Consider the following 12,611-nt stretch of genomic DNA (forward strand, 5'->3'; position numbering starts at 1 on the left):
CCTCTGGCTCTCAGGGGGGAGGCGGGCGGCTCGATGTGGCCGCCATACTTGCGGCCGTGTGGAGAGCGCCCGTGTGGAAGACCCCCGTGTGGAAACCGATTCGCCCGCTGTTCCGCGCGGACACCGTGCGGGGCTGGGTGTACGCGCTGGCCGGCGCGGCCTGGAGCCTGCCGCCGACGGCGGTGGCGCTGGCCGTGGCGGCGGGGGTGGCGCGGTCGTGGCCGGTGGGGCTGCGGTGGGTGTGTTTCGGGGCGGTGTTCGTGGCGCTGCTCGCGGCCGGCGGCTTCCCGCGTGCGGTGCGGGCGAGGTGTGTGCGGCTGGCCAACCGGCTGCTGTGCACGGGCCTGCCCGCGCCCGGCGCGTCACCCGGGGGCGGGCGGCCGGACCTCGTGCGCACCTCGGCGTGGCTGGCGCTGCACATGGCGGTGGGCTGGGCGGTGGCGGCCGTGACGGGTCTGCTGGCGGCGGTGGCGGCGGTCTTGGCCGGGGTCTGGTTCCACGGTGGCGATCGGGTCGCGCTGCTGGGCCTGTCGGTGCGGGTGGCGGGCGGCTGGCGGGGCGGGTGGGTCCCGCTCGCCGCGATGGGCTGCCTCGTGGCGGCGGCGGGCGTCTGCGCGGGCGCGGTGGCCGTGCTGCGGTCGGCTGCTCCGGCCCTGCTCGGCCCCCGGCCGGCCGAGCGGCTCGCCGCGCTCGAGGAGCGGACGCGCCTGCTGGCCGGTCGCAACCGGCTGGCCCAGGAGCTGCACGACTCCATCGGGCACACGCTCACAGCCGCCACCATCCAGGCGGCCGTGGCGGCGGAGTTGATGGAGCGGGAGCCGGAGGCGGCCCGGCGCGCGCTCAGCAGCATCGAGGAGTCCTCGCGCAGCGCGATGGACGACCTGGACCATGTGCTGGGCGTGCTACGGGAGGGAAAGGCCCCGACGGCCCCGCAGCACACGCTCGGCGATCTCCGTGCCCTGCTGGAGCGGGTGCGGCAGACCGGCACCGAGGTGCGGGCCGACCTCCACGGCGATTGGGCGCGGGTGCCGGCGGCCGTGTCCCGGGAGACCTACCGCATCGTCCAGGAGGGGCTGACCAACGCCCTGCGCCACGCCCATCGGGCACCGGTGACGCTGCGCGTGACGGTGACGGACGACTGGCTGGAGGCGGAGCTCACCAACCCGTTGGCGGGCGGCCGCGGCCTCGGCCTCACCCGCCCCGGGCGGCGGGGGCAAGGCCTGGCCGGGATCGGCGAGCGGATGCGGCTGCTGCGCGGCGAGGTCAGCGTCGGTCCGGTACCGGGCGGCCGGTGGCGGCTGCTGGCCCGGATTCCGCTACGGTCGGCGCCATGAACACCACGCCCGTGACCGTGCTCATCGCCGACGACGAGGAACTCACCCGCACCGGGCTGCGGACCCTGCTGTCCGCCAAGCCCGACCTGGCGGTGGTGGGTGAGGCGGCGGACGGCGGCGAGGTGCTGTCCCTGGTCCGGCGGACCCGGCCGGACGTGGTGCTGATGGATGTGCGGATGCCCGGGATGGACGGCATCGAGGCCACCCGGCAGCTGCGGTCGGCCCTGAAGGAGCCGCCGAAGGTCGTCGTGATCACGACCTTCGAGAGCGACGAACACGTCTATGACGCGCTGCGCGCGGGCGCCGACGGCTTCATCCTCAAGCGGACGCCGTCGCAGGCGATCGCACACGCCATACGGCTGGTGGCCACGGGCGACTCGGTGCTGTTCCCCGACGCCGTGCGCAGGCTGGTGGCGGCCCGCCCGCTGCCCCCGGCCGTCCCGGCCACCGGCCACACACCGCTGACCGCCCGTGAGACCGAGATCCTCAGGCTTGTGGCGACCGGCCTGTCCAACCCGGACATCGCGGGCCGTCTGACGGTCAGTCTGGAGACTGTCAAGACCCATGTGAGCAACCTGCTGACCAAGCTGGGCGCCCAGAACCGCACCCAGGCCGTCATCCTGGCCTACGAGTCCGGCCTCGTCGTCCCCGGCGGCCGATGAGCCGGGCGGAGGATGAATCTGGGGGCACCGGCTGAAACGCGCCGGGCCGTATGACACTTGAGGGAACCCCTAAGGGATTCCCTCAAGCCGGAAACCACAGCCTCCATTGGTATGGACTTATTACCTCCGCCCGCTCTAGGCTCCTCCGCGATCGGCCATGAGAGCGCTCTCAGGTCTCCCCTGTTCTGCCCTCGTTCCGCAGCGCAACAGAAGGAGAACTGCCATGCGACGCACGACCGCTGTCCGTGTCGGCCTGTCCGCCTTACTCGTCCTCGGCACCCTGTCGGGCGCCGGCACCGCGCTCTCCGCCGCCGCGGCGTCCCCCGGCCCCGACTCGTCGGCGCCCTCCGCGAAACTCGTCAGCGCCCTTGGCCGCGACCTTGGCCTGACGGAGGGACAGGCGAAGACCCGCCTGCGTCAGGAGGCGGCGGCCATGGAACTGGCGCCGAAGGCCGAGCGCGCCGCCGGGAAGGCGTTCGGCGGTTCCTGGTTCGACGCGGACACCGGAGAGCTGGTCGTCGGCGTCACCGGCCGGCAGCAGGCCGCGGCGGTGCGGGCGACCGGCGCCACCGCCCGAACCGTCCGGCACACCGCGAAGGATCTCGACGCGGTGAAGGCGAGACTTGACGAAAAGGCCGGGAAGAACGCCGCTCCGGCCGGGGTCGCCGGCTGGCACGTCGACCCGAAGGCGGGCAGCGTGGTGGTCTCGGTCCGCCAGGGGACCGAGCGCGACTCCGCCGTGCGCGCGTTCGTCGACGCGGCGAAGGACCAGGGCAAGCGGGCGGGCTCGGTCCCGGTCACGGTCGCGAAGGCCGCCGCGCAGGCGCCGACCACCTTCGCCGCGGGCACGGTCGGCGGCGACCCGTACTACACCGGCAACGTCCGCTGCTCCATCGGCTTCTCGGTGCAGGGCGGCTTCGTCACGGCCGGCCACTGCGGCCAGGCCGGTGCCTCCGTCAACGGCTGGGACGGCTCGTACGTCGGCAACTTCCGGGGCTCGTCCTTCCCCGGCAACGACTACGCGTACGTCAGCGTCGGCAGCGGCTGGTGGACCGTCCCGGTGGTGCTCGGCTGGGGCACGGTGCCGGACGCGCTGGTCCGCGGCTCCGCGGAGGCCCCGGTCGGCGCCTCGATCTGCCGCTCCGGATCCACCACGCACTGGCACTGCGGCACGGTGCTGGCCAAGAACGAGACGGTGAACTACAGCCAGGGCGCGGTGTACCAGATGACCAAGACCAATGTGTGCGCCGAGCCGGGTGACTCGGGTGGTTCGTTCATCAGCGGCGACCAGGCCCAGGGCGTGACCTCCGGCGGCTGGGGCAACTGCGGCAGCGGCGGGGAGACCTGGTTCCAGCCGGTGAACGAGATCCTGTCGGTGTACGGCCTGCGGCTGCACACCGCCTGAGGCCCGAGCGGGCCGGATGGCAGGTGGCGGTGGGAGGCGGGCCGACGGGGCCCGCCTCCCACCGGGTCACACCCGCACCAGGTCCGCGATGTCCACGGGGCGTCCGGTGGCGAAGGACTGGTTGGCCGCCAGGCCCGCGGCCAGGGCGAGCGCGCCGTCGACCTCGTTCGCCCGCAGCCCTGCCGCGTCACCGGTGTCGGGTGCGGCCTCGGGGTCGGCCGGCCCGTAGAGGGCGTCCAGCATGCGCGCGTCGCCGCCGCCGTGGCCGGCATGGTCGAAGTCGGTGACGGCCACCTCTTGCGGGGGCTCCCACAGCGGGTGGACGGTGATGCGGTGGCCGCCCGCGTTGGCGAGCGCGGTGTCGCCATGGACCGCGCCCTTGGCGGAGGACACCCGGGCCTGGGGCGACTGCCACAGGCTCTCCTCGACCTGCAGTTCGAGGCGGCCGCGGGTCCCGTTGAACATCACCCGGTAGCCCTCCCACGGCGAGTAGGCGGTGAGGTGGTACGTCATGGTGGCGCCGGTGGAGTAGCGCACGAGGAGCGCCATGTCGTCCTCGATGCTGATGTCGTCGCCGAAGACGTTGCGGTCGCGCAGATAGCCGTCCTCGCCTTCGGCCCGCAGATACAGGGAACGCAGCGCCTCGTTGTCCTCCAGGTGGACGGCGAAGGGGTCGTCAGCCGCGGCCTGCGCCCCGTGGGCCCGGTCGTACTCCCGCCGGTAGCCGGCGCGCTCCCCCGCCTCCCGGCCGTAGAAGGCGAGCCGCCCGTAGCCGAAGACCTGCTCGGGGCGGGCGCCGAGCCACCAGTTGACGAGGTCGAAGTGGTGGCTCGACTTGTGCACCATCAGGCCGCCGCTGTTGGCCTTCTCGCGGTGCCAGCGGCGAAAGTAGTCGGCGCCGTGGCGCACGTCGAGCAGCCACTCGAAGTGCACGGACAGCACATCGCCGATGGCGCCTTCCGCCAGGAGCCGGCGCACCCGCTCATGGACGGGGTTGAAGCGGTAGTTGAAGGCCACGGAGAGGCTGTTGCCGGTGCGTCCCACGGCCTGAAGGATGCGGGCGCAGCGCTCGGCGTCGACCGTCATGGGCTTCTCGGTGACGACGCGCGCGCCGTGTTCCAGGGCGGGGACGATGTAGTGATCGTGGAGCGCGTCCACGGTGGTGACCAGCACCTCGTCGATGTCCTCGGTGCGCAGCAGCCGCTCGAAGTCCTCCGCCCCGTACGCCGTGGCCGCCGGGCGGCCCGCGGCGGCGAGCAGGTCGTTGTGGTGGGCGATCCGCACCGGGTTGGGGTCGCACAGGGCGGCGACATGCAGCTGCGGGCGGCGGGAGAAGGCTTCGGTGAAGGTCTGTGCTCGGTGGCCGGTGCCGACGATGGCGACGCGCCTGGCTGTGGTGGTGGCGGCCATGCGATTCCTCTCCCGCTGCTGGGCTGACTGAAACTGCACGGAAGAGTCGCATTCGTTTGCAGACGCGTCAACGGCCATAGTGACGTGACGAGGCGTCTGACGTGCACGTCAGGTGGAAATGTGCGGGAACGATTGCAGAGCGGTCGCCAAAGCCCTGGCGTCGGGGACGGCCACACTCCCGCAGGGTACGCGAGACGGGGAACGGATCAGCGGTGTGCTCGCGATGACGCTGTTCGTCACGGCACCCGTGGGCTCAGCTCGGGCGACCGCCGACACCCCGCACTTCGAGTCCGTCGAGGAGCTTGCGGGTGGCCTCGGCCACCGCCTCGACGGCCTGGTCGAAGACCTCGCGGTTGTGGGCGGCGGGCGCACGGAACCCGGACACCTTGCGGACATACTGCAGGGCGGCCGCCTGGATGTCCTCGTCGTGGAGCTCGGGCGTCATGGGCGGGCGGAGCGTCTTGATGCTGCGGCACATGCCTCCAGTGTGCGCCCCGGGCTGGGCGGGCCGCCGGGCGGGTGCCACGCTCGCGGTCAGTCCCCCAGGTGGTCGATCTCCCGCATCTTGTTCGTCGCGTCCAGGGCGGCGACCTTGTACGACTCGGCGAAGGTCGGATAGTTGAACACCGCGTCCACCAGGTAGTCGACGGTGCCGCCGCAGCCCATCACCGCCTGGCCGATGTGGATCAGCTCGGTCGCGCCGGTGCCGAAGCAGTGCACCCCCAGCAGCCGCCGGTCCTCCGGGGACACCAACAGCTTGAGCATGCCGTGCGAGTCGCCGACGATCTGGCCGCGGGCCAGCTCGCGGTAGCGCGAGACGCCGACCTCGAAAGGCACGCACGCGTCGGTGAGCTGGTCCTCGGTGCGGCCGATGAAGCTGATCTCGGGGATGGTGTAGATGCCGATGGGCTGCAGGTCGTGGATCGGGTTCACCGGCTCGTCGCAGGCGTGGTACGCGGCGCTGCGGCCCTGCTCCATCGACGTGGCGGCGAGCGCGGGGAACCCGATGACGTCGCCGACGGCGTAGATGTGCGGCACGGCCGTGCGGTAGTGCTCGTCCACCGCGATCCGGCCCCGCCGGTCGGCCGTGAGGCCCGCCCCGGCGAGGTCGAGGTCGTCGGTCAGCCCCTGGCGTCCGGCGGAGTACATCACCGCGTCGGCGGGGATCTTCTTCCCGCTCTCCAGCACGGTCAGGGCGCCGCGGGCGTGGCGCTCGACCGCCGCGACCGTCTCGCCGAAGCGGAAGGTGACGGCGAGGTCCCGCAGCCGGTACTTCAGCGCCTCGACCACCTCGACATCGCAGAAGTCCAGCATGCCCTCGCCCTGCTCGACCACCGTGACCTTGCTGCCCAGGGCGGCGAACATGGAGGCGTATTCGATGCCGATCACCCCCGCGCCCACGATGACCATGGAGCGCGGCACCCGCTCCATGTTCAGGACGCTGTCGGAGTCCATGATGGTCCGTTCGTCGAACTGCACGGACGCCGGGCGCGCCGGGCGGGTGCCGGTAGCGATCACGATGTGGCGCGCGGTCAGCAGCTGATCGTGGCCGTCGGCGCCGCGTACGGCGACGGTGTGGTCGTCCACGAAGCGTCCGGTCCCGGCGAACAGCGCGACCCGGTTGCGGGACAACTGGCTGCGGATGACGTCCACTTCGCGGCTGACCACATGCTGGGTACGGGCCGTCAGGTCGGCGACGGTGATCTCGTCCTTGAGGCGGTAGCTCTGGCCGTACAGATCGCGCTGCGTCAGCCCGGTGAGGTAGAGCACCGCCTCCCGCAGGGTCTTGGAGGGGACGGTCCCGGTGTGTATGGAGACGCCGCCGACCATGTCCGGCCGGTCGACGACGGCCACGCGGCGGCCGAGCTTGGCCGCGGCGATGGCTGCTTTCTGGCCACCGGGGCCGGATCCGATCACGAGCATGGCAAAATCGGGCACCCGAGAAGTCTGGCACCCCATGCCACCCGCCCGGAAGAGCAAGAGCCCCTTCCGCGAGGCCTTTCCGCCGAGGTCTCCCGCGTGCCCCGCGGCCTCAGGCGCGGCGGTCGGGGCGGCGGCCGGGGGGCTGGCGCGGCTCGGGCCGGGCGGTGTGCTCGGGGACCTTGCGGGTCTGCGGCGACTTCTCGGTGACGGTGAGCGGCCGGCCGTAGTGGCAGATCTCCAGCGGGGCGCCGCGGACCATGGTGTAAGTGGCGGTGGAGTTGGTGATCTCCACCCGCAGGCACCTGCCCAGCACCTGGACGATGAAGGCCAGCCGGGCCAGTTTCTCCGGCAGCTTGGGAGAGAAGTCGAGGGTGCCCTCGCAGTGGCGCATGCCGCCGAATCCGGCCACCAGCGCGATCCAGGTGCCGGCCAGCGAGGCGATGTGCAGTCCGTCGCGGGTGTTGTGCTCCAGGTCCCTGAGGTCCATCAGGGCTGCTTCGCCCAAGTAGTCGTAGGCCAGGCGCAGATGGCCCACCTCGGCGGCCATGACGGCCTGTGCACAGGCGGACAGGGAGGAGTCGCGGACGGTCATCGCCTCGTAGTAGGCGAAGTTGCGCGCCTTCTCCTCCTCGGTGAAGGCATCGCCGCGCAGATACATCGCCAGCACCAGGTCGGCCTGTTTGACGACCTGCTTGCGGTACAGGTCGAAGTAGGGGAAGTTGAGCATCAGCGGGTACTGGTCGGGGTGCGTGCCCTCGAAGTCCCACACCTGGTGGTCGGTGAAGTCGGCCGACTGCTCATGGACCCCCAGGGTCTTGTTGTACGGGATCGTCATGGCTTCGGCGGCGTCCCGCCAGGCCGCGGCCTCCTCGTCGTCCACCCCCAGCACGGCGCCCTTCGCCGGGTGGCGCTCGACGACGTCTGCGGCGGCGCGCAGGTTCGACTGGGCCATGAGGTTGGTGTAGACGTTGTCGTCGCCGAGCGCGCTGTACTCGTCGGGGCCGGTCACCCCGTCGAGGTGGAAGCGGCCGTGGTGGTCGTGGTGGCCCAGCGAGCGCCACAGCCGGGCCGTTTCCACCAGCAGCTCCACCGCGCTGTCGCGTTCGAAGTCGTCGTCGCCGGTGGCCGAGACATAGCGCACGACGGCGTCGGCCACATCGGCGTTGATGTGGAAGGCCGCCGTGCCGGCCGGCCAGTACGCGGAGCACTCGGACCCGTCGATGGTGCGCCAGGGGAAGGCGGCGCCGTGGTGGCCGAGCTGGCGGGCCCGCTCCCGGGCGGCGGGCAGCGTGGACTGCCGCCAGCGCAGCGCCTCGGCGACGGATTCGGGGAAGGTGTAGGTCAGCAGCGGCAACACGAAGGTGTCGGTGTCCCAGAAGGAGTGCCCGTCGTAGCCCGCCCCGGTGAGGCCTTTGGCCGGGATCGCCCGCTCCTCCGCGCGGGCACCGGCCTGCAGTACGTGGAAGAGGGCGAAGCGCACGGCCTGCTGGATCTCCGCATCGCCCTCCACCTCGACATCCGCGCGGCTCCAGAAGTCCTCGAGCCAGCCCCGCTGCTGGTCCACCAGGCCCTTCCAGCCGGTGCTCGCGGCACCGGCCAGCGCGGCCTCCACCTGATCCCGGACGGCGGGCAGCGAGCGGGCGCCGGACCAGCCGTAGGCGACCAGCTTCTCCAGCCGCAGCATCTCGCCCGGCTGGAGCACCGAGGTGACGGTGAGGCGGGCGACGTCCTCGCTGCTCTCGCTCAGGGTGCGGGTGGGCGGCGGTCCGCTGATGAAGTGGTCGGCGGCGGAGGCGACCCGCAGCCGGCTGGCCTCGGTGCAGTGGATCAGCCGCAGCCGCATGTCCTTGGCGGCGTGCTCCTCGGGCTGCAGGGGGGACTCCAGGACGGCGGCGACCCGGGGGTCGCCGGCCCGCTGCGGGAGTTGTTCGTTGGCGACGAGTTCGGACTGGACGACTATCCGGACCTCGGCGTCCACGGCCTCCACCTCGTAGGCGATGGCGGCGATGGCCCGCTGGGTGAGGGAGACCAGCCGGGTGGAACGCAGCTTGACGGTGGTGCCTGAGGGGGAGGTCCATTCGCAGGTGCGGTGCAGCAGCCCGCCGCGCAGGTCGAGGACGCGCTCGTGGGAGCGCAGCCGCCCGTAGCGCAGGTCGAAGGGCTCGTCGTCCACCAGCAGCCTGATGATCTTGCCATTGGTGACATTGATCATGGTCTGGCCGGACTCGGGGTAGCCGTAGCCGGCCTCGGCGTACGGCAGCGGGCGCAGCTCGTGCACGCCGTTGAGGTAGGAGCCGGGCCAGCCGTGCGGCTCGCCTTCGTCCAGATTGCCGCGCCAGCCGACGTGGCCGTTGGAGAGCGCGAAGAGTGACTCGCTCTGCGGCAGCACATCGAGGTGGAGTTCGGTTTCCCGCAGCATCCAGGGGTCGACGGCGTATGAGGAATCGGTGATCACGAGGCGTCCTCCTCCAGCAGCTCGGCGAGGTCCCGCACCACGATGTCCGCGCCGTGGGCGCGCAGCGCCTCGGCCTGGCCGACCCGGTCGACGCCCACGACATAGCCGAAGTGTCCGGCGCGGCCGGCCTCCATGCCCGCCAGGGCGTCCTCGAGCACCGCGGCGGCCGCGTGGTCGACGCCCAGTTCGCGGGCGGCTTCCAGGAAGGTGTCCGGGTGCGGCTTGCCCGGCAGCCCGCGCTCGGCTGCGACCACGCCGTCGATACGGACCTCAAAGAGGTGTTCTATTTTGGCGGAGATGAGGACATCACGGCAATTGGCGCTCGATGAGACGACCGCGGTGCGCAGACCCGCGGCGCGGACAGCCCGGGCGAAGCGCACAGACCCCGGATACGCCTCGACCCCCTCTTCCCGGATCTTCTCCAGCACCAGGGCGTTCTTGCGGGTGCCGAGGGCGTGCACCGTGTCCAGGCCGGGCGGGTCCTGGTCCGTCCCCTCGGGCAGCTCGATCCCCCGGGACGCCAGGAAGGTGCGCACCCCGTCGGCGCGGGGCCGCCCGTCCACGTATTCGTCGTAGTCGCCGACCTTGTCGAAGGGGCGGAAGGCGGGGCCTTCGCGGCGCCGGAGGAAGTCGTCGAACATCTCTTTCCACGCCGCCGCGTGGATCACCGCGGTGCGGGTCAGCACACCGTCGAGATCGAACAGGCAGGCCCGGACGGATTCCGGAAGGCGGAGCTTGGTCATGGGTCCCGGTTCCCCAGCAGTCGCCGGAGTATGCGGCCAATCGGCGACGCGGCGGGGGGCACCGCCCAGCGGTAGCCGGGGGAGAGCCGAGCCGCTGAAAAAAGAGGGGCTCAGCGCGGCGCGACGGTGCGGCCGATGCGGCGGGAGGCGTCGGCGGCCTCCAGGACGGCCACCACCTCGCGGCCGAACCGCGCGTCGCAGGGGTCGTCGGTGCCGGCGCGGGCGCCTCGCAGCAGCCGGTCCGTGGCCGCGGTGAACGCCTCGACGGGGGTGATCCCCGCGTCGGGGACGGCGGCCACGCCCTGTTCGCCGTAGAAGTCGCAGGTGTGCGCGACGGCGGCGGGCCGGGCGTCCAGGGTGAGCGCGAGCGTGCCGACGGCGCCCGAGCGGTGGCGCAGCAGCACATGCGCCGCGCCACGCGGTCCGCCGACCGCGGTGACCTCGGCAACCGGACCCAGCACGGGCAGCAGGACGGACAGGGCGTGCGGGCCGACGTCCCACAGGCCGCCGCGCTCCCGCCGCCACGGGGAGCCCCCGTAGGGGTTGCCGGGCCGGAAGATCGAGGCGAAGGCCGTCACCCGGACGCCGTCCCAGCCCCCGTCGGCCGCGGCCCGGGTGAGGAAGTCCTCCACGGGCTGGGCGAAGCGGCGGGTGAAGAACACCACGGAGGCGAGCCCGTGCTCCTCGACGGCGTCCACCACGCGATCGGCGTCCTCGGTGGTGAAGGCGAGTGGCTTGTCGAGCAGCAGATGGCGCCCGGCGCGCGCGGCGCGCAGCGCCAGGTCGCTCTGGATGTCCGGTGGAAGGGCCACGGCGACCGCCTCGACATCGGCGATCAGCTCGTCGGCCCGATCGTAGGCCCGGATGCCGTACCGGTCGGCCAGCGCCCGCGCCTTGGCCGGGTCACGGCCCCAGACGCCCACCAGCTCCGCCTCGGGGTGCGCGGCGAGGGCCGCGCCCTGGGTCTCGGCCGCCCAGTGACCCGTGCCCAGCAGTCCGAACCGCAATGCCGCCCCCTCTATCTCCTGGTGCTCCGTTTATCTCCCGGTGCTCCGTCCACTGCCGGGCGTGATCCTACGCCGCGTGGCGCGGGCCGGCGGAAGAGGCCGGGGGGGCGTCGGCGGTGCCCCCGCGCGGGGGAGGCCCGCCACCCGGTCGGGTGCGGGGGCGCGCCGCCGGGCCACGCCGGTGGCAGTGTGAGCCTCGGCCCGGCCGGTCCGGGCAGCGGCCACCGCGGCCGTACCGGGCAGCGGGCGACCGCGTCCGGTGGCACGGCCGCGTCCCCCACCGCGTCTTCGCCCGCACCACCGCTGGAGGAACCCCGTGGCCCGTGGTCCGATCCGCCCGTATCGCCCGGAAGGCGGGGCGACCGCCCCGCGCGCCGGCGGTCCGTGGGCCCTGCCGCTCACCGTGGCGCGCCCCTCCCGCGCCCGGCGGCGGGCCGTGCGGCTGCGGGTGGCCGGGGCGCTGCTGCTGGCCTGCGCCGCGGCTTCGGCCTGTGCCGCCTCCGACGAGCAGGCGCGGCCGGCGCGCGAGAAGCCGTCGCGGGCGACCAGCGCGCCGCCGTCGGCCGCCACCTCGAAGGCCGCCGCCTCGAAGGCCGCCGCCGCCCGGCTGCTGCCCGGGATGCCGGCGCCGCTGGATCCGCACGACCTGTACGCGGCCGACCGGCCGGGCAAGCTGTCCCCGGTGGTCAAGGGGATCCCGTCGCGGGTGTATGTGCCGAACACCCTGTCCAACACGGTCAGCGTCATCGACCCGAAGACGTACAAGGTGATCCGCACCCTCCAGGTCGGTACCCAGCCGCAGCACGTCGTGCCGTCCTGGGACCTGAAGACGCTGTGGGTCAACAACGACCTCGGCAACAGCCTGACCCCGATCGACCCGGCCACCGGGAAGGCCGGCCGGCCGGTGGACGTCCACGACCCGTACAACCTCTACTTCACCCCGGACGGCAAGTACGCGGTGGTGATGGCGTCCGCGGACCGGGCCCTGGTGTTCCGGGACGCGCACACCATGCGCGTGGTGAAGTCGGTACCGGTGTCGTGCTACGGCGTCAACCACGCCGACTTCTCGCCCGACGGCCGCTACTTCATCGTGTCCTGCGAGTTCTCCGGCGAGTTGCTGAAAGTGGACACGGCCCGGATGAAGGTGACCGGGCAGCAGCGGCTGCCGCTCGCGGGCGCCATGCCGCAGGACGTGAAGATCTCGCCGGACGGCCGGACCTGGTACATCGCCGACATGGTGGCCGACGGGGTGTGGGTGCTGAACGGGGACGACTTCACCCGCCCCCGGCTGCTGCCCACCGGCCAGGGGGCCCACGGCCTGTATGTCAGCCGGGACTCCCGCAGCATGTACATCACCAACCGCGGTGAGGGCACCATCTCGGTCCTGTCGTTCGCGACCGGCAAGCTGGTGGAGCGCTGGCGGCTGCCCGGCGGCGGCAGCCCCGACATGGGCGGGATCTCCGCCGACGGGAAGGTGCTGTGGCTCTCCGGCCGCTACCACTCCGAGGTGTACGCGATCGCCACTCGCGACGGCCGGCTGCTGGCCCGGATCCCGGTGGGCGGCGGCCCGCACGGACTCGCCGTCTTTCCTCAGCCGGGCCGCTACTCCCTGGGCCACACCGGCGTCTTCCGCTGAGTCGCTGCCGGGTGACCCGCCGCGCCGTTTCCCGGC

The 12,611-nt window shown here is 72.7% G+C and carries 10 protein-coding genes; 4 read left to right on the forward strand and 6 right to left on the reverse strand.

What is annotated here, in order from left to right; genetic code table 11:
• The first annotated feature begins 86 nt into the window (after positions 1 to 86).
• The 3 genes from PV419_RS18705 (at position 87) to PV419_RS18715 (ending at position 3,401) form a co-directional block, all read left to right on the forward strand.
• Positions 87 to 1,334 (forward strand): sensor histidine kinase, encoded by a 1,248-nt coding sequence (locus tag PV419_RS18705; RefSeq protein WP_319690388.1) that lies wholly within the window; start codon positions 87 to 89, stop codon positions 1,332 to 1,334.
• Entirely contained in the window at positions 1,331 to 1,996 is a 666-nt protein-coding gene (locus PV419_RS18710; RefSeq protein WP_319690389.1) for a response regulator transcription factor, read from the forward strand. Before PV419_RS18705 ends, PV419_RS18710 begins: the two co-directional genes overlap by 4 nt.
• A 223-nt stretch (positions 1,997 to 2,219) precedes the next feature.
• A complete protein-coding gene (locus PV419_RS18715) occupies positions 2,220 to 3,401 on the forward strand; it encodes a S1 family peptidase (RefSeq protein ID WP_319690391.1) in 1,182 nt (393 codons plus the stop codon).
• A gap of 66 nt (positions 3,402 to 3,467) precedes the next feature.
• On the opposite strand, the gene PV419_RS18720 is transcribed toward PV419_RS18715, so the two are convergent.
• The 6 genes from PV419_RS18720 to PV419_RS18745 form a co-directional block, all read right to left on the reverse strand.
• Positions 3,468 to 4,811 (reverse strand): Gfo/Idh/MocA family oxidoreductase, encoded by a 1,344-nt coding sequence (locus PV419_RS18720; RefSeq protein ID WP_319690393.1) that lies wholly within the window; start codon positions 4,809 to 4,811, stop codon positions 3,468 to 3,470.
• A gap of 253 nt (positions 4,812 to 5,064) precedes the next feature.
• On the reverse strand, positions 5,065 to 5,289 hold the full coding sequence (locus tag PV419_RS18725) for a DUF2277 domain-containing protein (RefSeq protein ID WP_319690395.1): 225 nt from the start codon (positions 5,287 to 5,289) through the stop codon (positions 5,065 to 5,067).
• A 56-nt stretch (positions 5,290 to 5,345) separates the two neighbouring features.
• The gene (gene sthA / locus PV419_RS18730) at positions 5,346 to 6,749 is read right to left on the reverse strand and encodes a Si-specific NAD(P)(+) transhydrogenase (protein WP_319690397.1); all 1,404 of its coding nucleotides are present in this window, start codon (positions 6,747 to 6,749) and stop codon (positions 5,346 to 5,348) included.
• Positions 6,750 to 6,843: 94 nt separating this feature from the next.
• Positions 6,844 to 9,189 (reverse strand): glycoside hydrolase family 65 protein, encoded by a 2,346-nt coding sequence (locus PV419_RS18735; RefSeq protein ID WP_319690399.1) that lies wholly within the window; start codon positions 9,187 to 9,189, stop codon positions 6,844 to 6,846.
• The gene (locus PV419_RS18740; RefSeq protein WP_319690401.1) at positions 9,186 to 9,932 is read right to left on the reverse strand and encodes a beta-phosphoglucomutase family hydrolase; all 747 of its coding nucleotides are present in this window, start codon (positions 9,930 to 9,932) and stop codon (positions 9,186 to 9,188) included. The genes PV419_RS18735 and PV419_RS18740 overlap by 4 nt, the downstream gene beginning before the upstream one ends.
• A gap of 110 nt (positions 9,933 to 10,042) precedes the next feature.
• Entirely contained in the window at positions 10,043 to 10,939 is an 897-nt protein-coding gene (locus PV419_RS18745; protein WP_319690403.1) for a Gfo/Idh/MocA family oxidoreductase, read from the reverse strand.
• A gap of 391 nt (positions 10,940 to 11,330) precedes the next feature.
• Here PV419_RS18745 and PV419_RS18750 point away from each other — a divergent pair, with 391 nt between their 5' ends.
• On the forward strand, positions 11,331 to 12,575 hold the full coding sequence (locus PV419_RS18750) for a YncE family protein (RefSeq protein WP_319690912.1): 1,245 nt from the start codon (positions 11,331 to 11,333) through the stop codon (positions 12,573 to 12,575).
• Positions 12,576 to 12,611: the final 36 nt, after the last annotated feature.

It is taken from the genome of Streptomyces sp. ME19-01-6, from assembly GCF_033793745.1.
Taxonomy (GTDB): domain Bacteria; phylum Actinomycetota; class Actinomycetes; order Streptomycetales; family Streptomycetaceae; genus Streptomyces.

Bases quoted from the DNA above. Each gene is read 5' to 3' on its own strand.
- PV419_RS18710 (WP_319690389.1), top strand. From the start codon at position 1,331: ATGAACACCACGCCCGTGACCGTGCTCATCGCCGACGACGAGGAACTC.
- PV419_RS18715 (WP_319690391.1), top strand. From the start codon at position 2,220: ATGCGACGCACGACCGCTGTCCGTGTCGGCCTGTCCGCCTTACTCGTC.
- PV419_RS18720 (WP_319690393.1), bottom strand. From the start codon at position 4,811: ATGGCCGCCACCACCACAGCCAGGCGCGTCGCCATCGTCGGCACCGGC.
- PV419_RS18725 (WP_319690395.1), bottom strand. From the start codon at position 5,289: ATGTGCCGCAGCATCAAGACGCTCCGCCCGCCCATGACGCCCGAGCTC.
- PV419_RS18740 (WP_319690401.1), bottom strand. From the start codon at position 9,932: ATGACCAAGCTCCGCCTTCCGGAATCCGTCCGGGCCTGCCTGTTCGAT.